We start from the raw sequence: 24,164 nt of genomic DNA on the forward strand, positions 1-24,164 counted from the left end.
CTAATAAGGTTTAAAAGTACCTAAAAATTAAATACTTTGATTTGATAATTGGTTTTCTAATTTCAATATCAAAATAATCTTTTATGAATTTGGGGTTGCTGAATGGTTTTGTTAAAATATAAACTAAACTTATTAGCAAATTATAGTTGGGGTATTTTGTTACAGCTCAATAGAATAAAAGCAATATTTAAAAGTAGAAACTCGTATAATAATACCTATGTTAGTGAACTAATATCATCGATTCATCGTGCTGATGTCAAAGCGGCGATACTATCTATACTTTGGGCAGCTGGACCAGTCACGATTATAGCTATAACTTTGGGGTATTATTTAAGTCATGGTCAAGGAGTTCCGCTAGTTACAGTTGCATATTTTTCTTTTTATGTGTTTTTTGTAGGTTTAGTAGGTTTTATTAGTAAAATAATTTTTGATTCTATCAAGCACCGTGAAAAAGAGTTGATGCAAGATAAGTTTCTATCTGTAATTGAGGAATCATATCAAAGTTTATATATGTCTAAAAAGCTTGCTCTTAGTAATCTAACCGATCAGGTAAGGGATAATAAGATTGCTTATGAGATTCTTGCTAAGTCTCATCCAACAAGTAAAGAAATATTTTATGCATTTAAATTACATTTTAATAAGGAAATGGCAGAGTTTGCTGAGATTATATACTTGTATAGAGATAATGGTTTTCCTATAGACACTCCGAGTAATAAGCGTAAATTAAGAAGCTTCTATAAGCAAATAAATAGTAACCAGAGTATTCCTGATGATTTAAGGATCAAGTTTCAAAATGCTTTAGTTGGTAAATATTCAGATTTGAATAAAGGCCTTGATAGGAAAATAGGCTTTTTGTCTAAGATTTATAGCAGTGCAGGGATGTATAACTTGTATGATTTAGAAGATGCAAGTAATGTTATAACTCTTTTTATAGAATTATTATCTGGTAGAAAAATTTATTATTTGAAAGCAGTTTCTAAGTTTGAAGATACTAAAAAAGATTATTTATTTAATTCTATAGAGAAGTTAAGAACAGGAGTTCTTGAAAAATATAATCATATTCTAGGTATTTATAAACAATGTTATTTAGCTGTATCTGAAGTTGCGCCTAATTTAGATTTGATAGAAGTTGTTGATACAGCTCCAGATATAATAAACAATCTAAATCAATTAGAGCAATCAATAAAACAGCTATCTACAAAAAATCAGCCTAAAGAAATCAAGAAGCTAATACAGCAAAATAAAAATAGGTTTCATCAAAGAATGCGCATCATAAAAACTCAGCTTAAAAGGATGAATATTCTATTGAACCAATGGAAGTCTTTAGAGTTTGGTAGTGATGAGAAGTTGAGTAAAAATATAGAACATCAATTAGCTTATATCTTTCTCGAAGAGCAAATGAGAATGTCTATAGCTTATAAAATGTTTGAATATATCAACCATGAGCATGACTTTTCTTCGAAAACTGAGCAAATCAAAGCCTATGCTCGACAGATAGTAAAAATATTACAGGAGCCTCTAGATTTACAAGAATCTACAGTCTTAACAGCTATTGAAAGTTCTCCAAGGGCGAATCTTAGTAGTATAAGGTTTAGTAATTCAACAACAGAGAAGCTTAATACTACATATAATCTATGTAGATCTGTGAAGACAAATATTGTTGAATTAAGAAAGCAATTAAATAAAATATTAGTAGCACAGTATATTTAACAAGTTATTTTGTTAGTCTTGTATATCTAGCAATCATTGTTTCGTTGCCACTAGTTCCACCACAGTGAATATAGATAATAGGCTTTGTAAGTTTATGATGTTCATTTAATAATGCGCGCCAAGCTATAGGGTCGTATAGTAGCTCAAACTCAATTTCTGTCTGCTCTAGAAGCTTTTGGTATATTGCGTAATTTTGGGTATCTAGCTGCCCAAAATGAGTTTTAAAGCTTAAATTGAGAATTCTAGGATGATTTAAACTACTATCAATATCATTAAATTGATTTTTTAAGTATTGATTATCACCAACACATGCAATAGTGTAGACTTTGTTTGGTAGATACTTTTCAAGATATAATGCAGTTGTGCCAGTACCAGATGCCACAACGATACTATAATTATCAATATTATTTTCTAGACAGTACTTTTTGATTTCATTAGCACAGTCAGCTATGCCTTCTTCAGCGAGAGTATTTCTACCACCTTGATCAAAGAAATAAAGGCTATTGTCTATATTGTAATTCGTCTTTATATTTTTTAGCTTTAGAGAGCTTGTAGTCTCAAATAACTGCATTCCATTTTCTAGAGCTAGTTTTAGGTTGCCATTTTTAGCGTTTTTAAGAAATTTTGGTAGTGGTTTTATCCAATAATGGAAATTCCAGCCTTTGATCTTAGCTAGCTGTGATAATGCCAGCATGAAATTAGATTGATTACCACCAAAAGATACAATGGTTTTAATGTGAGAGTATTTATCTGGGTTTTTTAGAAGATAAGCTAATTTTCTAGCTTTATTGCCAGAGAAAATCGGGTGATTTAGATCATCTCTCATTACAATGAAATCTTTATCTTCAAAAGATATTTCTTGAAACAAGGAGACCATTTAAGAAATTATTCTTCTAATAGTTCAAACTCATCCTTACCAACACCACAGTCAGGACATTCCCAATCTTCAGGAACATCTTCCCATTTAGTACCAGGTTCTATACCGTCTTCTGGCCAACCTTCAGCTTCATCATAAATTAAACCACAAACGATACAAATGTATTTTCTATATTCCATAATTAACTCTAAAAAAATGATTAGTGAATAAAAAGTTGCAATATTTTAGCATTATAAAAATCGTATATCCAGTACCTTATTAAAACATTACAAAAGGTTATACTTAGATTCATCAATACCAATCTTACGTGATTTATTTGAAAAAAATATAATATTATTTTCAACGAAAAGATCTGTAATTTGTCTAGGTATATCTTTGTCTAAATGTCTTCTAATGAGTCTATGGAAGGCATCTTGATTGCTTTCATTAAAGTGTTTTTTGAATGTTTTATTAACAACGCTTTCATGGCAAGACAGGAATTTTTTGATACGTATTTTAGGATCAGTATTACTATTACCAGTGTCGCATTGGTTAGGAGCAGCAGTAGCTATATTGAATCCCTTACGTGTATAGTATGATGCAATACCTCTAAAAATTCGATCATTACTAAAAATTGTGATGCTAAGGTAAGTACGGAAATCACGATATCTTTCGACATACTCACCAACTTTAGCACAGATATAACCATCCATATTATCTTTGTTGCCTTCACCATAAATTATTGGTACAAGTTCAAAGTTATGATAGATTTGGGTTTTATTGAAGTTTGCTTCTAATTCTTGTGGATTTGTAAAGACAATTACTCTGTCAAAATTACCCTCAGAAATATGAGAGAAGTTGTTATAGTTTTCAGAATCAACTATTGCTAGTTTGAGATATTCCATAACTATTTGACTCCTTATCCTAGCGCTTATGGTATCTATTTTACCTCAAAAGCTATGATATTATCTATACTCTGCTAAAATTATACTAAAATAGTAAAGTATAGGTTTTATGATTGATTTACAATATAGTTATACAGACTTATCTAATGAGTTTTATTCACAACAAAAAGTATACAGATATCCTAATGCAAAGTTACTGATTGTAAATGACTGTTTAGCCAAGGATTTGGGCTTAGATTTAGAAGGTAAATCAGCACAAGAGTTATTAAAAAATTTGTTAGGGTATAGTAGTATAAAGCCAATTTCACAAGCTTATGCTGGTCATCAGTTTGGTAATTTTACAATGTTAGGAGATGGTCGAGCTATCTTAATTGGTGAATATGAAAAACCAAATGGGGAGCTGGTTGATTTTCATCTAAAAGGAGCTGGCTTAACTAAGTTCTCTCGGGGTGGTGATGGTAAAGCAGCTTTAGCGCCAATGCTTAGAGAATATATAGTTAGTGAAGCTATGCATAATCTAGGCATACCTACTAGCCGAATTTTAGCTGTGATATCAACAGGTGAGAATATTCAAAGAAATAAATTACAACAAGGAGCAATAGTTCTTAGAGTTGCAAGTAGTCACATTAGAGTAGGTACTTTTCAGTATGCAGCTATGCTTGGGGAGAGTTATAGCCAAGAGTTATTAGACTATACGATTGTTAGACATAATATTCCATACGCTGATAATAAAGCTTTGAGCTTACTTGACTATGTCATTGATAAACAGACAACTTTAATAACACAATGGGAAAGAGTAGGTTTTATTCATGGGGTTATGAATACTGATAATATGACTATTTCAGGCGAAACTATTGACTATGGACCTTGTGCATTTATGGATACTTATGATCCTGATACTGTTTTTAGTTCAATAGATCGAGATGGAAGATATGCGTTTGCTAATCAAGCATCAATTGCTGGCTGGAATATTGCAAGACTAGCAGAAAGTTTATTGAAACTTATTTCAACAGATGAGGATGAAGCTATTGAATTAGCTCAAGATAAACTGCAAAGTTATTCGGAAATTTATAAGCAAAAATGGAGACAAATGTTTCTTAGTAAAATAGGTTTTAGTATCAATAGTGAATATGATGATGAACTTATTTCCGGTTTGCTCACTGATATGTTTAAACATAAGTTAGATTATACAAATACGTTCTATAATCTAAGCTATAATAATTTTGATTACTTGCGGAATAAAGGCTTAAAAGATTGGTTAGATAAATATGTCAATTACGATATCAATTTTGAAAGTATGATGAAATCTAATCCAGTAATAATTCCGCGTAATCATCAAGTTGAAAAAGCACTTGAGTTTGCAGAAAATGGTAATTTTAGTATTCTTCAAAGTCTTGTGACAGCACTTGAAGCACCATATAAACTCAACGCGTTCACTAAGAAATATATGTCAGAGCCTTTAGAGCAAGAGAAAGTTAGATTTACTTTTTGTGGTACTTAAATAGTTTATTAAATATTAGCGTGTTAAGAAGCTTTGGTAGTTTTATCTACTATTACTGCTGTAGTCATGCTTCCATGTATATTTAGAGGTGTTCTAAAACTATCAATAAGAGCGTCTACACCTAGTATTAAACCAATAATTTCCCATGGTAAATTAAAATATGTAAATACGACGCCAGCGGCTACATACGCAGTGCCAGGAATACCAGAAACACCTAGTGAAGCAAACATGCAGATTAGAGATATAGTAAGTATTGTTGCAAAATTTATATCCATATCTGTTGCAGACATAGCCATAATTGCTAATATTGCAGGAAATACTCCTGCACAACCATTCATACCCATAGTGGTGCCCATAGTAGGTGCAAATGTAGAAATAGTCTCTGATAATCCATATCTGTTAAGACCATTTATAGATAGTGGTAGGGTACCCATACTTGATCTAGACGTAGCAGCTACAAGTAAAGCTCTCCATATACTTTTATAGAATTTTACTAAATTTGTACCGAATATCAGAAGCAATGCTATATGCATAAGTAAAACTATAAACATAGCTATATAACAAGCTAAAACAAAAGAAATAACTGCAGATATACTTCCTTTATCTAATTCAATACTCATTTGTATCATTAGTCCTAGCACTCCATAAGGTGTAGTTGCAATAACTAACTTTGCTAGTTTTTTGATTACAAAAAAAGCAGAATCAATAAAATTTATAAATGGATCAGCTAGCTTACTATCTTCACGATGAGCTATAAGCATTGAGAAACCAATTAATATAGCAAATATAACAACAGCAATAACATTATTTTTATCCATTTGTTGAAAAATATTATCTGGTAAGAAGCTTAGTATATTCTCAGATAGAGTGGCTGATTTTGCTTCTTTGGTTACTGCAGTCATTGAGCTAAGATCTATACCTTGACCAAGCTTCATTAAAATAGCAACTGTTGAGCCAATCGCAGCACTTATGCCAGTAAGAACAAGTAAAATTATGATTGTTTTTGTAGCAAGCTTTATTATATATGAGCTTTTATGGTTTCTTAGGTTTATTATTGAGTGAATAATTGATGTCAATACAATAGGGATAATTAACATTTTAAGTAAAGAGATATAACCATCACCTAAAATATTACTAATTTGTATGAAACTATTACTATAACTATTTGTCCAATTGTAAACAATGCCAATAATAATTCCTGTAACTAGTGCTAATATCGTTCTAAGGTTGAAGCTAACTTGCTTAACATGTAGATATATTAGAAGAGAGATTGATATTATAAGTAAAACCACCATATTTTTAACCTTATTATATAAAATTGTAGAGATGGATTTTAACATAGTTTACTAGATTGGTATACTACATACCTGGCATGAATTTTTCTTATCAAAAATTAATAACAATTGTCTATATTTGATAGATGTTTTTATTGTAAAAATAAAAAAAAGAAGCCTATAATTGATTACCTATAATTTTTACTTTATCAATTAATATGACAAAAACGCTTATGCATCAAGAAGCTAGTAGTAGTTTCGAAAAAGTTGCCAATCAACTTAAACTTAACAAAGATATCATTAAATCTATAGTCAAAACTCTTAAAGAAAAGAACATTAAAAGAGTTATTACTGTAGCAAGAGGAAGTTCTGATTGTGTGGCAAATTATGCAAAATATTTATTTGAGACTCAGTTAGGATTTAGTGTTTCTTCGCTACCACCTTCTGTAACGACTATTTATAATAAAAATATAGGCGATGAGCATACATTAGCTATAGGTATATCACAATCCGGTGGTAGCCCTGACTTGCGTCTAGCTCTTGAAGGTTGCAAGAAAGCAGGGTGTACTACACTAGCTATAGTCAACGTGGAAAAGTCACCTTTAGCAGACAGCGCAGATTTGGTCTTACCTGTGAGAGCTGATGCAGAAAATGCTGTTGCAGCAACCAAGAGTGTAATAACTTCATTAGTTGCACTAGTAAGTATTGTAGCTGAATATAATCAAGATCAAGCTCTTTTGGAAAGTTTGAATAGTCTCCCTGAAACACTGGAAACGAGTCTAAATTCTGATTGGACTCCAGCTATAGAAGAGCTTAAGAAAAGTAAAAACATGTTTGTCATCGGAAGAGGTTTTGGATTCCCGATAGTCCAAGAGATGGCTTTGAAATTCAAAGAAACATGTGGGATACATGCAGAAGCATTTAGTTCAGCCGAAGTATTACATGGTCCATTTGCTTTGATGAATCAGACTTTTACAACATTTACCATACTGCAACATGATGAGAGTGCTCAAGGTACACGTGATATAGTCAAGAGAATGACTGATTTAGGAGTTAGAACTGTTTTCGCTACAACAGATAATCAATCTGATGCAAAAGTTCATCTACATGTTAATGTAGCAACACATCCAATTCTTGAAACTGTAGTTATATTGCAAAAATTCTATTTGATGGTTAATGATCTAGCATTGTCGTTAGGTTATAATCCGGATAGTCCTAGTAATCTAAAAAAAGTTACCGAAACAGTTTAATTTAGGTATTTACTATAGTTTTATCTTTGAAGGAGAAAACAATGAAAGAAGCTAATAAGCTAAAGGTGTTTATGATTATATTTTTCTCAGCGATGGGTGGAATGTTATATGGTTATGACATCGGTATAATCGGAGGAGCTTTGCCTTTTATTAAATCTGAGTTAGGTATGACTGCTGCTCAAGAATCATTTTTAGGTGGTTCTGTGTTATTTGGAGGAGCTTTTGCAATTCTTATAGGTGGAGTATTAGCAGATATTTTTGGTAGAAAAAATATTATCACGGCATCTGGATTAATATTCGTAGTATCAGTATTTATGATTTACTTTGCTGAAAGTTATAATTTCTTACTTTTTTCGAGGTTAGTACAGGGTGTGGCTGTTGGTTTTATATCTATAACAGTTCCATTGTATTTAACAGAATCTGTGCCTAGCATGATTCGAGGATTAGCAGTTACATGTTTTCAGCTATTTCTCACAGCAGGTATATTAATATCTGTTGCTGTAAGTCTACTATTTATATCAACTGATCCTACAACTGGTTTAGAAACTGGTGATTGGAGAAATATGTTTCTTACAGCTTTAATTCCTGGCTTAATCGTATTCATAGGCGGTTTTCTTTTAATCAAGTCTCCTAGGTGGTTGATTATGAAAAATAGAGAACAAGAAGCAGAGAAGATTTTGACAGAAACAATAGGTGTAGATGCAGCAAAACAGCAAATGCAAGAAGTTAAGGCTTTGATTGAAAAAACTAAGAATGAAGGTAGTTTATTATCAAGTCTTACTAAAAGACATTATTTGATGCCAATGCTTATAGTATTCTCTGTTGCTATTTTAGCTCAAATGACAGGAATTAATAGTATTTTGCAATATGCTCCAACAATGCTAAAAGAAACCGGTTTAGGTTCTGTATATGCTGCTGTGGTTGGTGGTGTTGCAATCACAGGTCTTAATTTTGTTACAACAATTATAGCAGTAGCTATAGCAGATAAAATTGAAAGAAAATTTGTAATTACTTTTGGGACTTTAATGGTTTCTATTGTTTTACTGACTCTGGCTGTGCTTATGTATACGATGCCTGATACTTCAGCAAAAGGTATAGTTTTGCTTATAGGATTTATTTTATATATATTCTTTTTTGCAATTGGTCCAGGAGCGTATATATGGGTTATTATGTCTGAACTTTTACCAACCAATATCAGAAGTAAAGGTTTAGCAGTGGCTCTATTCTTAAATAGTATGGCTTCTGCAATATTAGCTTCTTCAGTGATGCCTGTAACACAACATTTTAATGGAAATTATGGTGTGATTTTGGGTATATGCGGAGTATGTACTTTGGTGTATAGCTTTATAGCATTTAAATTTGTACCAAAAACAAATGGACGTACTCTAGAAGAAATCGAACAAGATTTCATTAAATAAATTTTATTAATTCTATATTTTCTCTTATCTTTTATTTTCAATAATCAAACTGTTTAGATAATATCTTTAATAATTATTATCATTTTAAATTAATTCAATTTGATATAAGGCATATATGAAAAAGAATTTAATAGCTGTATTACTTAGCTCTCAGTGTTTAATTGGTAGTGGATTTGCAACTGATTTTGATGTACAAAAAATTCAAATAAAAAATATCGGTCAAAATAATCGTAATTTTGATATGAATATTGATATCAAAGTTAATCAAAATCAAACAGGAAATTGGCTTTTTGGTTTTTACATGCCAAGAACTTATAACTCATCTAAGGAGGTAAATCCTGATCTTACTCTTAAGGTAACTGATTTAAGCACTAAAAAATCGGCAAATTTAATTTATGTTAAAAAAGCAGACAATCTGGCTACTATGCCGATCTATGCTGATGGGTATAGTAATTTGTTTAGAGTTATCACTGATTTTGAATTAAAAGCAGGGCATACATATAGATTTAATTTTGAGAATAATAACCAATGGACTCCTAGTAATATATCATCTCTTCCTCAAAGCTTCTTTTTGATTGACTCTAACGGCAATATAATAACTTCCAATGCTAATCTAGATGCTTATATATTTAAAGATACTAAGGAAATCTCAAGCATTCAAGGCTATGATTCAGCTAAGATTGATATGGGAATACAACAAAATTTACAATCATATATTGATAACTCAATTACCAGTGATTCTTCAGAGTTTGCTAATCAATATCATCTGATACCAACTCCCCTAAGTATTAGTGATATTGGCTCAAAGCAAAATATAAATTTAGACAATGGAGTATATGTGGATGATTCTAATAGTAAGCAGAATATCAAATTGTTAAATCAATATTTTAAAACAGATAAGATTACAACTAATGACTTAAAAGTAGTTACTGATAAAAGTCATGCGAGTATTATTCTTAAAAAAGACTTATCTATTAAAAATAAAGAAGGCTATATTTTAAAAATAATTGATAATAAGATCTATATTAGATATCAGACAAATGCTGGTTTATTTTATGCTATCCAAACACTTAGAAACCTTTATCAAAAAGATAATGTTGGTAGTAAAAATACTAGTAATATGTTGATACTTCCTCAAGTAACAATCAAAGATCAACCAAGATTTCAGTATAGAGGTATATTACTAGATGTCGCTAGACATTACTTTAGTGTTCAGACAATAAAAACACTAATTGATGCTATGGCAAGCCAAAAGTTAAATACTTTACATATTCATTTTTCTGATGATGAAGGTTTTAGGCTAGCTCTAGATAGTGTAGATGTTAAAAGAGCCAGTACAAGAGGATATAATGATAGCTCAACTATTTCGGCACAAATGTATCAACAAGCAAATTTAGATAAATCAAATTACTTTAATCAGAAAATAAAAGATAGCGATATTATATCGCCTAATTACCCAACAGCTGCAACGATTTATGAGGGATATTATTCAAAAAAAGATATTCAAGAGATTATTAGTTATGCAAATGCTAGACAAATAACAGTTATTCCTGAAATAGATTTGCCAGGTCATGCTAAAGCATTGATTGACTCAGCACCAGATATATTTATTAATAAATCTGATAAAAGTGACTTTATAAGTGTACAAGGGTATTATGATGATGTTTTACCAGTGTGTTTATATAACCAATCAAATACTCAAGGAGAAAAGTTTACAGCTAAGATTGATCAGATTGTAACTGAGATATATAAACTTTTTGATAACCAAAATACAGTATATTTTGAGCCACAAATTAGTGTAGGTGGTGATGAAGTTTCTGCTGATGCTTGGACTAATGACTCGACATGTGAAAATCAAAAAGATTTAAATGCATTAGAAAAATCGCATAATTTTTTCAAAGAGTTGCAACAAAATACAAATCTTAGAATATCTGGATGGCAACAAACTGTCCAAAATGATCCTAATGGAAATTTAGCGGGAGGTATTGATAAAAACTCAATACCTTCTGAGAAAACCGGATATATTTGGGTTTGGAGTGCATTTAATAGCTCTGGATACAATGAAGCACAGCAACTAGCAAAGGCTGGTTACTCTACAGTATTAGCATATGCTGATGATACATATTTTGATTTATCATATAATCCAGATTTTTGGGAGCCTGGTTTTTACTGGGCTAATGAATATGCAGATACTCATGCTGCTTTAAATAGTGCTTTAGATTCAAAAACAACGATTACAAGTTTATCAACAAAAGACGCTAAAAATATAAAGGGTCTAGAAGGAGCTCTATGGTCAGAGAATATTAATAATGCTAATCATTTATGGTATATGGCATTTCCGAAAATGACTGGTTTGGCTGAGGCATCATGGGCAGATCCAAATATTACTGTCAAAGATAAAAAAATAAATTGGAATAGTTTAGTGTATAGGCTAGGAACTGATAACACTAAATTTTTGGGATACATAGATAGAATTATTAACCCAAGTAATAATAAAAAGATTATCTCTTACAGGGGATATCCTGAAGGAGTCTCTCAAGAATTACCTCGGAAATAATGAGTGTAACTAGGCTGGATTATCTATATCTATAAATTTTGTATCTAAAGTAAACTCTTGTTTAAGTAATTCAGCAATAGCCTTAACACCTTCTTTTTCTGTAGCATGATGTCCTGCTGCGATATAGTTTATACCTAGTTCTCGAGCAGTATGTGTTGTTCTTTCAGAGATCTCTCCGGATATAAAAGTGTCAGCTCCGGCTTGATATGCATATTCAATATAGTCTTGTGCTCCACCAGTACAAATAGCTACTTTTTTATTTTGCTGTTTTGTAGAAATTACAGTTGGTTTTCTGTCAAGTTTATTTTCTATTAAATCGCTAAAAGTATCTAAATCTAAATCACAGTTACCTATCACTGAAATATCAGGCTTGGAACCTGTTTCAAAAAACTCCATATTTGTAAGATTTAGTTTTTTTGCTAATAAGATATTATTACCTATTTTAGAATGTCCATCTAGAGGTAAGTGATAACTAAATAGGTGTATACCATTTTTTATAAGTTTTGAGATACGCTCATACTTCATACCAACGATAGGGTAACTTTCACCTTTCCAAAAATAACCATGATGTACAATAATGGCATCAGCATTCTCTTTTACAGCTTGGTCTATAAGTGCCTGACATGCTGTGACACCAGTGACAATCTTTTTGATATCTCTATCTCCTTGAATCTGTAGACCATTTGGGCAATAGTCCTTAAATTGAGCAATATCAAAGTAGTTATCTAAGTAATTTTCTAATTCTTTAAAGTTCATAGCTTATGAAAATTAATCTTTATGATGATATAATCTTACATTGTATACTTTTCGTGAAATTATTTAAAAATATAAATATAATTTTTTGGGTTCTTATATGAGTAAAACAAATGTTGTAAGAGTTGGAGATGTCTTAATTGGCGGAAATAATCCGGTTGTTGTCCAATCAATGACAGATACATATACTGCAGATATTGAAAAGACAGTTAAGCAAATTTTAGCTCTTCATAAAGCAGGTAGTGAGATAGTTAGAATTACCGTTAATGATGAGCCAGCTGCTGCCGCTGTGCCAGAGATTGTTAAAGAGTTGGCAAAGCATGATTGCTATGTACCTTTGGTTGGTGATTTTCACTATAATGGTCATACTCTACTTAGCAAATATCCAGAGTGTGCAAAGGCATTAGCAAAATATCGTATAAATCCAGGTAATGTGGGTTTTGGTAAAAAGAAAGATACTCAGTTTGCAGAGATTATCAAGATTGCCATTGCAAATGATAAGCCTGTTCGTATTGGAGTTAACTGGGGAAGTTTAGATCAGGCATTATTAGCTAGATTAATTGATGAGAATAATGCTCAAGAAAGTCCATTAACATTACAGCAAATAATGCATAAAGCGCTTATTACTTCGGCATTAGAGAGTGCAAAGTATGCACAAGAGCTTGGTCTAGCAAAAGATAAAATCATTATTTCATGTAAAGTTAGTGAAGTTCAAGACTTAGTCGCGGTGTATCAAAAGCTTGCTAAAGAGTGTGACTATGCTCTACACTTAGGGCTGACTGAAGCAGGTATGGGTACAAAAGGTATTGTTGCTAGTGCTGTTAGCTTGGGGATATTATTACAACAAGGTATAGGGAACACTATACGTGTATCATTGACTCCAGCACCAAATGCTCCACGTACAGAAGAGGTTAGAGTTTGTCGAGAGATTTTACAAAATCTTGGTATGCGAACATTCACTCCAAGTGTGACATCTTGTCCAGGCTGTGGAAGAACTACTAGCTCATTTTTTAGAGAGCTAACTAGTACAGTTAAAGATCATTTAGATGAAAAAATGCATACATGGAAAGACCAATATCATGGTGTTGAAGCTATGAAAGTAGCGGTAATGGGGTGTGTAGTAAATGGTCCAGGTGAGTCAAAAAATGCTGATATTGGTATTAGTTTACCAGGCAGTGGAGAGTCTCCTGTAGCACCAGTATTTATAGATGGCAAAAAAGCTCATACTCTCAGAGGTGATAATATCTCAAAAGAGTTTATAGAGATTGTCGAGAATTATGTTAAAAATCGTTACGCTAAAAAATAGGTAAGTTTAAGAGGATGTCAGTAGTTTTTGTAAATACGCCTTTTGCTAGACTTAAACTAGGTTATACAAATAATACTCAAGGCTTTAGTAAAGATAAATATGCTAAATTTAATCTAGCAAATAATGTTGGTGATAAGCATTTAGCTGTAGAAAAAAATCGTAATTCATTTAGATCGTACATCAACGCTGATATTAAATGGTTAAGGCAAAATCACACAAATATTGTCACATATTTTGAAGAATATAGTGGTGATTTTTGTGATGCTATAGTTACAGATAAGCCTAAGCAGGCTTGTGTAGTTTTGACAGCAGATTGCCTGCCTATAATACTTTTTGATAAAAAGATGACAAAAGTAGCTGCTATTCACGCTGGTTGGAGAGGTTTGTTGCAAGGAATATTAGAGCAGACTCTCAAAGAGTTTGTTGGCTTAGATCTAGTAGCTTGGTTTGGTCCTTGTATCTCTGGAAACTTCTATGAAGTAGGCTGTGATGTTCATGATAAATTTGTAGAGCAGCATGAAGCTTATGGACAAGCATTTCGCTCAAAAAGTGAAGATAAATATCTTTTTGATATGAAAATGGTAGCTCGACAAATATTAAATGATAATCACTGTTTTGATATAGTCGACTCTGGCTTATGTACTTACAGTAACAAAAGATTTTATTCTTATCGTAAAGAAGGTACTACAGGTAGACAAGCTACATTTGTATGGTTTGAATGAATTTAAATATATCTAATGGGGATAAAATGTCTGAAAAATTACAAGTTTTAAAAAGGTTGATGAAAGAGAAGGGCTATGATTTTTATCTAGTTCCATCTATAGATGATCATAATAATGAATATGTTCCAGAATGCTGGCAGTACCGTAGTTGGATTAGTGGGTTTGATGGCTCAGCAGGAGATGTGCTTGTAGGCTTAGATAGGTCTTATCTTTCTACAGATGGTAGGTACTTCACTCAAGCAGATTTTCAACTTGATAAAAATGAATTTGAACTATTGAAGCAAACAACTTTTTCTTCAAAAATAGAAGAGTGGCTTGAAGAAAATTTAGCTGGTAAAACACTTGCGATAGATCCAAAAAAAATAGGTATTACTAGAGCGGAAAATTTATTATCAATAGCAAAAAAAGTTGATGGTAAAATTGTTTTTGATAATACTAATCTGGTAGCTCAGGCTCAAAAAGAGCTTAATCAAGAAGTAGCATTGCCTAAAGAGAAAATATTTGCTCATGAGATTCAATATTCTGGTCAATCTGTTGATTCAAAGTTGAGAAATCTTAGAACATATTTGAAATCTATCAAAGCTGAGTGTTTGATAGAAACAAGCTTAGACTCAATTATGTGGACTTTAAACATAAGAGGTAGAGATATCAAAAATACGCCATTAGCAATTTGTTATATGGTGGTTACAGTTGAAAGTACTTTCTTGTATATTGATAAAGATAAAGTCACGGAAGATGTTCTAAGTGATTTTGAGCAAAACAATATTATTGTTCTGGATTATAAAGAGTTTTTTACAGATCTGAAAAAGTTTGCTGCAAAATTTGTTATTGATAGTAATATTGCAAGCTATGCTGTTAAATTAGCAATCAAAGAAAATGAGCATAGTAAACTTATCGAAGATACTAGCCCAATAATTTTAAGTAAAGCTCTTAAAAATTCTGTAGAAATAAATGGATCAAAAGATGCTCATAAAAAGGATGCTGCAGCATTTATTTCGTGGTGGCATTGGATGGAGAACAACTATCAAGGGATAGATGAACTTGATGCGATGGCAAAGCTCAAAGAGTTTCGTGCTAAGCAAAAGGGTTATGTTGAAGATAGTTTCTCATATATTGTTGGTCATGCTGCTAATGGTGCGATTATTCATTATTCAGCTAAGAGAGATGCAAATCTAAACAAAATTGATGATCAAGCACCTCTACTATGTGACTCTGGAGGTCAGTACAAAGAAGGAACAACTGATATTACTCGTGTACTTCACTTTGGTAGACCATCTAATGAACATAGAAGATACTATACATTAGTTTTAAAAGGTCATCTTGGTTTAGGCAGGGCAGTCTTTCCAAAAGGAACTACAGGATCTCACTTAGATATATTAGCACGTGAGCATTTATGGCATTTCTGTTCAGATTATGCTCATGGTACAGGTCATGGAGTTGGTAGTTTCTTAGGTGTGCATGAAGGTCCTCAACGTATAAACTCAGCTTCTAAAGTTGAGCTAATGCCTGGCATGATTCTAAGCAATGAACCAGGAGCATATTTTCCAGGTCAGTTTGGCATTAGAATTGAAAATTTGTGTTATGTAAAACAACGTAATCAAGATTCTCCTACAGGGCATGGACCTTTTTATTGTTTTGAGGATTTGACATTAGTACCTTATGAATATAAGTTGATTGAAACATGGATGCTAACTTATACCGAGAAAAAAACTATAAACAATTACTATAGTAGAATTAGAAAAGAAGTATTACCATTAATCGAAGATCAAGAAGTCAAAGATTTCTTATTATTCAAGACAAGACATATTAAATAGCTGAATAATTTTTTATTTCTAATATTTTTCAATTAATATAGATGAAAATTTCTAGTGATATTTTTGTGATAAAAAATAGGTAAACATGGCAGCAAAAAAGAAAAACTCTAACAAAGACAATAAGAAGTCAATTAGCTATGTAAAGATAGTATTATTTTTGGTATTAACTATTAGTGGAGGTTTTTCAGGACTTCTATTTGATAAGTTTGATATTAAAGAAAAATTTATAGATTTACGTTATAAAATATATAACTATTTTACTAGCGAGCCACTAAAGCAATATACTGCTAAAGATAATCAAAATATAATTGCAAAATTCTTTTCTGAAAGTGATAGTGCAAAAGGTCAGCAACAGCAAATAAATCAATTCGAGAACCTAAAGCAGTATCCGCCCGTTAGAACACTGCCTGCAGTGACTGATTATTGTCATGGTTTTTTGGCTTATGGTAATCCTAGTTATGATGTGACAGAAGGGTTAGGACAATCAAATCTCTATTTATGCCGTGATGGTTATGTGGTTGGATATAATTATCAGACTAAAGAGGCAAGCTGGGTAGCATTTAAGCTTACAAGGTCAAAAGTCGCTAATAAACTAAAAAGAGATGATAAATTTAAAGAGGATGGAGATATACCTTTTGTTTATCGAGCTACATTAGATGATTATTATCGTTCTGGTTATGATAGAGGACATTTGGCATCTTATGCTTCAATGGACTTTAGTAAAAAATCTGCTGATGAATCGTTTTTATTATCAAATATGTCTCCTCAAAAAGCCGGATTAAACAGGCAAGGTTGGGAGAGATTGGAAACAGATGAGCGAATTTGGGCAAATATGTATGATTCAATCTATGTATATACAGGTCCTATATATAAGAAGCAGAAAATACATAAAACAATAGGTGATAATAAGATAGCGGTGCCGGATTACTTCTTTAAGATAATATATGTACCTTCTAAAAATCAAGCCATAGCTTTTGTAATGCCTAATGCAAGAGTTGAGAAGACAAAGATTGCAAATTATAGAGTATCAATTAAGGATATTGAACAACGAACTGGATTATACTTCTTGACTAATATTCAAGATAGGGATTCCGTTGTAAATAATGTCTCTTCTATGTGGCGTACATCTTATTTATAGCTATTATTATTTAATAGACTATCTGCAACGAGCTTAGATGCTTGCTGAATAATTTTTTCATTACTTGGAGCTTTTACATCACTAGGATTTGTATATAAAACACTTAGAGCAAAAGGTTGTTTATCCTGTGGCCAAATTATCGCTACATCATTGGTAGCTGCATACTCTCCACAAGTTCCTGTCTTATCACCAATTATCCAATTTTTAGGCATACTGTAAGCTATTCTATTTGCACCAGTATTATTTTTTTGTAAATATCCTATAAAAATTTCACGATGTTTTTTATCTAAAATATTACCAAATGCTAGATTATAGATATCTTGAGTTATAGCTTTAGGTGTTGTTTTGTTGATATTGTTATCTGGTTTTGTGCGGTTAATTTCAGGCTCATCATTCTTGATAATAGTATCTTTATCTCCAAGCTTTGTTACCAATTTATTAAGCTTTTCCAAGCCCCCAATCTCTCTAACAAGGATATTAGCAGCAGGATTATCACTTAGAATAGCCGCATGATTGAGCTGTGATATTGTCAAGGTTTTACCAATATTTTTGCCTGTTACTGGAGCATAACCTAGAGTACCAATATCGTCTTGTGTTATTAGAATTTGTTTATCCAAAAAACCTTTGTGTTGCATATCATATTCCAGAACTGCACCAACTAATAAAAATTTAAAAACACTACAAATTGGGAAGTGATAATTTTCATTGTAGCTGATATTAGTTTTATCATCTGTATTGACGGTGTATATACCGAGTTTACCATGATGTTTATCTTCCAAATTCTTAAAAGAGTCATCTAGAGTAGTGTTTGCTAGTAAAAATGTTGGAACTAAGGATAAAGATGTAAATAGTAGGCGTTTCATTTGAGTTTAACATATTGTCATAACCAGTAAGTTAGAGTTTATAGAAGAGTTGTATTAAACAAAAATTTTTATATAGCAAGTATTTATCTTTTTTTAAAGTCGGACAAGGAATATCTAAATGTTTATAACATATCCTTTACAGGAGAAAAGTATAATTATTTTTTTTGTGATTTCTCTTTGATAATTATGCCAACTATTACACTGAATATTATTAGTAACCATATTAATGACATACCAACTTTCATCCAAATAGAATGATAATCATTGAGGTAAACCGTTTGCTCAAGAGAGGTGCGAGTATCTTTAGGTAGTTCTTTGACAATTATTCCATCTGAATTAATAACAGCTGTAATACCATTGCTTGTAGTTGTAAGAACATATTTGTTATTCTCTATAGCTCTTACTTGAGATATCTGTAGCTGTTGCTCACGTGCTATCGAGTCACCAAACCACGAATCATCGCTTATTATAGAAATAAGCTTAGCACCTTGTAGTTGATCTCGAACCTGTTCAGGATATGCAACTTCATAGCAAATAAAATTAGCAATAGGAGAGCCAAAGGCTGTCATAATAGGTTGTATTTTATCACCAGCATTAAAACTACTAAGACCAACACTATCCACATATCCAAAAAACTTAATTGGAAAATATTCACCAAATGGAACTAAGTGGTGTTTATTATAAACGCCTTCACCTTTGCCAATAATGATTGAGCTATTATAAATTTTAGTTCCAGCAGTTGATTGATCAGCACTTAAAGATCCTATGAGCATAGCATTATTATTTTTATTTGCTAACTTTGTAAGATTTCTAAAATATTCACTCATGAATTGTCGATAATTAGGGATAGCATTTTCGGATAGTATTATTAAAGAATCTTTGTATTTAGATGCAGCTTGTTGATAGTACTTTTGCATTTTTGCAAAGTTATCACGATCCCATTTAAACCCTTGGACAAAATCGCCCTGGATCAAAACTACTTTTTGAGGTTGATTCGTTTGGATTTCAGGTTGATTGTGTTTAATAAGATAACCACCTAAATATAACGCTACTATAATAGCTACAACACTAATTGTCTTCTTAGTAGAAGTGCTGTTACAGATGAAAAAGGCTATTAGACAAGCAATCAAAGCAACTATATAGCTTACTAAATAAACACCTCCAATATTTGCATACCAAATTAGAGGTGATTCTGTCTGTGAGTAACCGAGAGAAACCCAAGGAAACCCTCCCCATAGAAGGTTTGCTTTGACAATCTCAAATAGTGTCCACAATGCAGGATAAATTAATAGCTTAGCAAATTTACTAGCTTTACGTGTGAGAATATGACTAAAAACACCAAAAGGTATTATATGTAGGAAGCTAAGTAAAATTACTAATGCAATAGCAGCAGATAGTCCAGCAGCTACTGATTCGGTAAATAGATGAATACTTATATATACCCAAGATATACTAGTACCAAAGAATCCTATTCCAAATAATGCAGATGTGAAAAAAGCATCACGAATTCTAACTGATCTATACAGTAAATAAAAAAAAGCTACTAAAGCTACAACAGCTAATACATCGATGCGAAATGGAGCAAAAGCTAACGTTAGTAAGGCACCACTTAATACTGGTGGAGTGATTTTTAGAATAATTTTTTTCATTACTTTTTAAACTTTTCGACTAAAATTTTAATGATTTTTCTATTATCTGCTTCTTGTACTATAAATTTCAAGCCATCAACAACAATACTATCGCCTTTTTCAGGTAATCTTTCTAAAGTCTGAATTATCATCCCAGCAATAGTGTCATAATCACCATCATCATCTATCGAGGTTGCAAAATATTCGTTGAAATCTTCAATTGATGTTGTAGCATCAATTATAAACTTATCATCAGCTATTTTGATAATATTTTGACTAGAAATATCAAACTCATCTTCTATATCTCCAACAATTTCTTCTAAGACATCTTCGATTGTTATTAGTCCAGAAATTGCACCATACTCATCAACAACAATAGCAATATGATTTTGACTATTTTTAAAGTCTTTTAGCATCGCATTAAGTTTTTTTGTTTCTGGTATAAAAATAGCAGGGCGAAGTATAGTTTTGATATCTTCTGCTTTTAACTCCTCATCATCAGATGATTCAATTTCTTTTTCAAAAATTAGTTTTAATAGATCTTTAGAATGCAAAATTCCTAGAACTTCAGATTTGTCTTTACAGTATACTGGTAAACGTGTGTGACTGGAGTTTATAGTCTTTTCTAAAATTTCATTTATAGACATTGACATATCTATAGCAACTATTTTAGTATGTGAAATCATAATATCACCCACATCTAAAGATGATATTTTCATAGCACCAATTAGCATATTTTGTGATGTTTTATCAATAACCTCATTATCTGCTGCTCTATTAATAGCATCAATAAGGGCATCTTCATTTTTAATATTAAAAATACTCGATGTAAGTTTTTTTATGAAATGATTATTTTCTGACATTTGAGTTCTCTTGTTCAATATACGGATTTGCTATATCTAGCTTAGCTAATAGCTCAATTTCTAAGTCTTCCATTTCTTCGGCTTCATGATCAGTAATATGATCATAACCTAGTAAGTGTAATAATCCATGGATAAAAATATGCTGCCAGTGATGATCTAGCTTTTTATTTTGGTCTAGAGCCTCTTTCTGAAGTACTTCCGGAGCTATAACAATATCTCCCCAAAAGTCATTAGCTATATCTTCAGGTAATCCTTCAGGTTTTTCAAATTCAAAAGAGATAATATTTGTCGGCTTGTCTTTATTACGAAATTGTTTGTTAATTTGCTGTATCTCATGATTTGATACAATGTTTACGTTCACTTCAGCTTGCGAAATATTATGCTTATCAGCTACGAGAGCAAAACATTTTTCTAGTAAATCTTGATTAGGTATGGGGTGTTCGTCATCATTCATGACATTTAAATTTAGACTATCCATTTTTAGTATTCTCTTCATGCTTGTCATAAGCATTTACAATTTTTTGAACTATTTGATGGCGTACAATATCTACTGATTTAAGATATGTAATAGCTACTCCATCAATATTATCAAGAATTGATAGGGCGTGTTTTAGGCCAGAAGTTACATTCTTAGGTAAGTCAACCTGAGTTATATCTCCTGTTATGACAGCAGTAGTATTAAAACCAATTCTTGTCAAAAACATTTTCATTTGTTCTTTAGTAGTATTTTGACTTTCATCTAGGACTATAAAAGAATCATTAATAGTTCTACCACGCATATATGCTAAAGGTGCTATCTCAATGGCTTGTTTTTCTATTAGTTTAGTTACTTTCTCGACACCCATAAAATCAAACAAGGCATCGTACATTGGACGTAAATAAGGGTCAATTTTTTGCGTTAAATCACCAGGTAGAAAGCCTAGCTTTTCACCCGCTTCAACAGCAGGTCGAACAAGTACTATTCTTCTAACTTCACCTCTTTCATAGGCAGACACAGCACAGGCAATAGCCATATAAGTTTTACCAGTACCTGCAGGACCAACCCCGAATGTAACAAAATTATTTTTGATATTATCTAGATAAATTGCTTGGTTTTGTGTACGTGCTTTGAGCTTTTTACTTCTTAATTGAACTTCAGCTTCTTCAACTTTCTTTTGAGATTTATTGCTTGAAGCTATTTTTTCTTTTGCAGTAGCGTTTAGAATTGTTGTGATTTGTTCTAAATCAAGCTCAGTATTTCCAGCTAAAATTTCAGCATAACATGACTTGATAAATCTTTTTGCTTGAGTATTGTTAGCACTTGATTCACTTGTTATCTCAAATTCATCAGAACGATGCTTAATTTCAACAGTGAAGTAATTTTCAATCGCACGAATATTTTCATCAAGATTGCCACAAAGTAGCATCATAGCATCGTAATTATAAGGCTCTAGAACAAATTGAGTTTTATTCATAAGTTAAATAAGCTCTCCTCTAAGAGAATTTGGTAAGTTTTCCGTTATTTTAACCATAGCAAACTGACCAATCAAAGACTTATCGCCCATGAAATTAACAATTCTATTATTTTCTGTCCTACCAGCTAGAACATTATCATCTTTTTTAGATGTACCTTCAACTAAGATTCTTTGCTCTGTTCCAACCATTTGTCTAGAAATAATTTGGGCATTACTATTTAATAAATCTTGTAGTCTTTTTAATCTATCTTTTTTTACTTCCATTGGTGTATCATCAGGTAAGTCAGCAGCAGGGGTACCAGGACGTTTACTATATATGAAGCTAAATGACTGATCAAAATTCACATCTTTTACTAAATCCATAAGTTTTTGGAAATCTTCTTCAGTTTCACCTGGGAAGCCAACGATGAAGTCAGATGAAATAGTAATATCTGGTCTGATTGCTCTTAATTTTCTAATTTTTTGTTTGAATTCTAAAATTGTATGATTTCTTTTCATATTAATTAGAACTCTGTCTGAACCATGTTGCACAGGTAGATGTAAATGGTTAGCTAGTTCAGGTACACTGCCATAAGCATCAATCAGATTTTGTGAAAACTCTACTGGGTGAGAAGTTGTAAATCTAATTCTTTCAATACCATCTATTTCAGCTATGAAGTGAATTAGTAATGCTAAATCTGCAGTTTCGCCATTTTCCATTGGACCTAAGTAGTGATTTACATTCTGTCCTAATAGAGTAATTTCTCTTACACCTTGCTCTGCTAGAGCTGCGCATTCTCCAAGTACATCTTCAAATGGTCTGTTAACTTCAGGTCCACGAGTATATGGTACTACACAGTATGAGCAATATTTATCACATCCTTCCATAATTGATACGTATGCTTTAGCACCTTCAGCTTTTGGCTCAGGTAAAAAGTCAAATTTCTCAACTTCTGGGAAAGATATATCAACCTGAGATTTTTGAGTTTCTCTTTTTTGCTTGATCATTTCAGGCAGTCTGTGAATTGTTTGAGGACCAAATACTAAATCTACAAAAGGAGCTCTTTTAATTATATTTTCACCTTCTTGAGATGCAACACATCCACCAACACCAATGACTAGGTCTTCATTTTTCTTTTTAAGATTTTTCCATCTTCCTAACTCATGAAATACTTTTTCTTGGGCTTTTTCTCTAATTGAACATGTATTGATTAGAATTATATCTGCGTTTTTATAGTCATCAGTTTTGACAGTATGAAAATGCTCATCTAATACTTCATGCATTTTTTGCGAGTCATATTCATTCATTTGGCAACCCAAAGTTTTTATAAAAACTTTTTTTTGTTCTTTCATTGATTTGAAACCTTTATATATTTATTCTGTTTAGTAATTTTTCTCTAAGTATAAGAGAGTTGTTTATAATAAAATGCTCGCAAATTCTATCATAAAATTTAATTAAAAGCACGGCAAGTGTCTAGACTAATGATTATCATTAATGCAAAATACTCGGAGTCAATTATTTTATATTCTTATTTGTCATGAAACAAAATCAGTTTACTGAAGATAGTATTTGGCAATACTGTATTGAGCATACGAGTGATTTATCAACTAATCTTAATCGTTTAAATGATATTACTAAAGAGTCTATTCATGGTGCTCAGATGCTATCAGAAAAGATGGTGACTAAATTACTACAATTTTTTGTATTTACGACTCAAGCAAGAATTTGTGTGGATGTTGGCACATTTACTGGAATGTCGGCTATCGCAATGGCAGAAGTATCTGTTAATACAAAAGTCTATACAATTGATAGAACTAATCAGTCAGGCGAAGTAGTTGCAAAAGATTTTATAGCTCAATATCCTAACATAGAGTACTGTCAGGGTAATGCCATTGATATATTACCAACCCTACCAGATCAGATAGATATAGCATTTATTGATGCTGATAAAAGACAAACGCAACAGTATTTTGATATCTTGATTGATAAGCTATCTGATAAAGGAGTTATCATCGTAGATGATATACTTTGGCGTGGTGAGGTAGTAAACCCCCAAGATAAACGAGCAAAAGCACTGGATAGTTTTAATAAATATGTAAGTCAAAGAGATGATTTGGAGACATTGGTTTTACCAATTCGTCATGGTGTGAATATTATAAGAAAAAAGTAAAG

At 31.8% G+C, this 24,164-nt stretch carries 20 protein-coding genes and 1 pseudogene; 10 read left to right on the plus strand and 11 right to left on the minus strand.

The features are described from left to right. Positions 1-153: 153 nt before the first annotated feature. Complete coding sequence (locus FQ699_RS09050; RefSeq protein ID WP_146422124.1) at positions 154-1,710, plus strand: hypothetical protein; 1,557 nt, start codon at positions 154-156, stop codon at positions 1,708-1,710. 4 nt (positions 1,711-1,714) lie between these two features. Here FQ699_RS09050 and FQ699_RS09055 read toward each other — a convergent pair whose 3' ends face one another. The 3 genes from FQ699_RS09055 to FQ699_RS09065 all read right to left on the minus strand — a co-directional run bounded on the left by FQ699_RS09055 (position 1,715) and on the right by FQ699_RS09065 (position 3,471). Then, positions 1,715-2,587: a 1-aminocyclopropane-1-carboxylate deaminase gene (locus FQ699_RS09055; protein ID WP_146422036.1), complete on the minus strand. Its 873-nt coding sequence runs from the start codon at positions 2,585-2,587 to the stop codon at positions 1,715-1,717. An 8-nt stretch (positions 2,588-2,595) separates the two neighbouring features. Then, complete coding sequence (locus FQ699_RS09060) at positions 2,596-2,766, minus strand: rubredoxin (RefSeq protein WP_013922958.1); 171 nt, start codon at positions 2,764-2,766, stop codon at positions 2,596-2,598. 87 nt (positions 2,767-2,853) lie between these two features. Then, a complete protein-coding gene (locus tag FQ699_RS09065) occupies positions 2,854-3,471 on the minus strand; it encodes a PIN domain-containing protein (protein ID WP_146422037.1) in 618 nt (205 codons plus the stop codon). A gap of 109 nt (positions 3,472-3,580) precedes the next feature. Here FQ699_RS09065 and FQ699_RS09070 point away from each other — a divergent pair, with 109 nt between their 5' ends. After that, positions 3,581-4,972 carry a protein adenylyltransferase SelO gene (locus tag FQ699_RS09070; protein WP_146422038.1) on the plus strand — a complete coding sequence of 464 codons (1,392 nt, stop codon included), beginning with the start codon at positions 3,581-3,583 and terminating at the stop codon, positions 4,970-4,972. A gap of 23 nt (positions 4,973-4,995) precedes the next feature. Here FQ699_RS09070 and FQ699_RS09075 read toward each other — a convergent pair whose 3' ends face one another. Continuing rightward, positions 4,996-6,267 (minus strand): dicarboxylate/amino acid:cation symporter, encoded by a 1,272-nt coding sequence (locus tag FQ699_RS09075; RefSeq protein ID WP_146422039.1) that lies wholly within the window; start codon positions 6,265-6,267, stop codon positions 4,996-4,998. A gap of 197 nt (positions 6,268-6,464) precedes the next feature. Between FQ699_RS09075 and FQ699_RS09080 the strand changes: the two genes are divergently transcribed. The 3 genes and pseudogenes from FQ699_RS09080 to FQ699_RS09835 all read left to right on the plus strand — a co-directional run. After that, positions 6,465-7,496 (plus strand): SIS domain-containing protein, encoded by a 1,032-nt coding sequence (locus FQ699_RS09080; RefSeq protein ID WP_146422040.1) that lies wholly within the window; start codon positions 6,465-6,467, stop codon positions 7,494-7,496. Between the two features lie 41 nt (positions 7,497-7,537). Continuing rightward, entirely contained in the window at positions 7,538-8,914 is a 1,377-nt protein-coding gene (locus tag FQ699_RS09085) for a sugar porter family MFS transporter (protein ID WP_146422041.1), read from the plus strand. 685 nt (positions 8,915-9,599) lie between these two features. After that, positions 9,600-11,228 (plus strand): annotated as a pseudogene (locus FQ699_RS09835) (family 20 glycosylhydrolase); the annotation flags it as partial. 252 nt (positions 11,229-11,480) lie between these two features. Here the strand turns inward: FQ699_RS09835 and FQ699_RS09095 are convergent. Further along, positions 11,481-12,227 (minus strand): Nif3-like dinuclear metal center hexameric protein, encoded by a 747-nt coding sequence (locus FQ699_RS09095; RefSeq protein WP_146422043.1) that lies wholly within the window; start codon positions 12,225-12,227, stop codon positions 11,481-11,483. A 97-nt stretch (positions 12,228-12,324) separates the two neighbouring features. Between FQ699_RS09095 and ispG the strand changes: the two genes are divergently transcribed. The 4 genes from ispG to FQ699_RS09115 all read left to right on the plus strand — a co-directional run bounded on the left by ispG (position 12,325) and on the right by FQ699_RS09115 (position 17,204). Further along, on the plus strand, positions 12,325-13,530 hold the full coding sequence (gene ispG / locus FQ699_RS09100) for a flavodoxin-dependent (E)-4-hydroxy-3-methylbut-2-enyl-diphosphate synthase (protein ID WP_146422044.1): 1,206 nt from the start codon (positions 12,325-12,327) through the stop codon (positions 13,528-13,530). Positions 13,531-13,544: 14 nt separating this feature from the next. Beyond that, a complete protein-coding gene (pgeF, locus tag FQ699_RS09105) occupies positions 13,545-14,252 on the plus strand; it encodes a peptidoglycan editing factor PgeF (RefSeq protein ID WP_013922967.1) in 708 nt (235 codons plus the stop codon). Positions 14,253-14,278: 26 nt separating this feature from the next. Beyond that, positions 14,279-16,066 carry an aminopeptidase P family protein gene (locus tag FQ699_RS09110; protein ID WP_179951699.1) on the plus strand — a complete coding sequence of 596 codons (1,788 nt, stop codon included), beginning with the start codon at positions 14,279-14,281 and terminating at the stop codon, positions 16,064-16,066. Positions 16,067-16,151: 85 nt separating this feature from the next. After that, positions 16,152-17,204, plus strand: coding sequence for a DNA/RNA non-specific endonuclease (locus FQ699_RS09115; protein WP_146422046.1), 1,053 nt, complete (start codon positions 16,152-16,154; stop codon positions 17,202-17,204). Here the strand turns inward: FQ699_RS09115 and bla are convergent. From bla to miaB, 6 genes are all read right to left on the minus strand, one after another. After that, the gene (gene bla / locus FQ699_RS09120) at positions 17,195-18,067 is read right to left on the minus strand and encodes a class A beta-lactamase (RefSeq protein ID WP_146422047.1); all 873 of its coding nucleotides are present in this window, start codon (positions 18,065-18,067) and stop codon (positions 17,195-17,197) included. The two genes, FQ699_RS09115 and bla, sit on opposite strands and share 10 nt — an antisense overlap. A gap of 155 nt (positions 18,068-18,222) precedes the next feature. Next, a complete protein-coding gene (gene lnt / locus FQ699_RS09125) occupies positions 18,223-19,716 on the minus strand; it encodes an apolipoprotein N-acyltransferase (protein ID WP_146422048.1) in 1,494 nt (497 codons plus the stop codon). Further along, positions 19,716-20,558, minus strand: a complete 843-nt coding sequence (locus tag FQ699_RS09130; RefSeq protein ID WP_013922975.1) for a CorC family transporter — start codon at positions 20,556-20,558, stop codon at positions 19,716-19,718. Before FQ699_RS09130 ends, lnt begins: the two co-directional genes overlap by 1 nt. Beyond that, positions 20,545-21,036 (minus strand): rRNA maturation RNase YbeY, encoded by a 492-nt coding sequence (ybeY, locus tag FQ699_RS09135; protein ID WP_179951700.1) that lies wholly within the window; start codon positions 21,034-21,036, stop codon positions 20,545-20,547. Before ybeY ends, FQ699_RS09130 begins: the two co-directional genes overlap by 14 nt. Then, the gene (locus tag FQ699_RS09140) at positions 21,029-22,012 is read right to left on the minus strand and encodes a PhoH family protein (protein WP_146422050.1); all 984 of its coding nucleotides are present in this window, start codon (positions 22,010-22,012) and stop codon (positions 21,029-21,031) included. Before FQ699_RS09140 ends, ybeY begins: the two co-directional genes overlap by 8 nt. Positions 22,013-22,015: 3 nt before the next feature. Beyond that, positions 22,016-23,344 (minus strand): tRNA (N6-isopentenyl adenosine(37)-C2)-methylthiotransferase MiaB, encoded by a 1,329-nt coding sequence (miaB, locus tag FQ699_RS09145; RefSeq protein WP_146422051.1) that lies wholly within the window; start codon positions 23,342-23,344, stop codon positions 22,016-22,018. A 185-nt stretch (positions 23,345-23,529) separates the two neighbouring features. Between miaB and FQ699_RS09150 the strand changes: the two genes are divergently transcribed. After that, positions 23,530-24,162 (plus strand): O-methyltransferase, encoded by a 633-nt coding sequence (locus FQ699_RS09150; RefSeq protein ID WP_146422052.1) that lies wholly within the window; start codon positions 23,530-23,532, stop codon positions 24,160-24,162. Positions 24,163-24,164 lie beyond the last annotated feature (2 nt).

The organism is Francisella salimarina (assembly GCF_007923265.1).
Classification (GTDB): Bacteria; Pseudomonadota; Gammaproteobacteria; order Francisellales; family Francisellaceae; genus Francisella; species Francisella salimarina.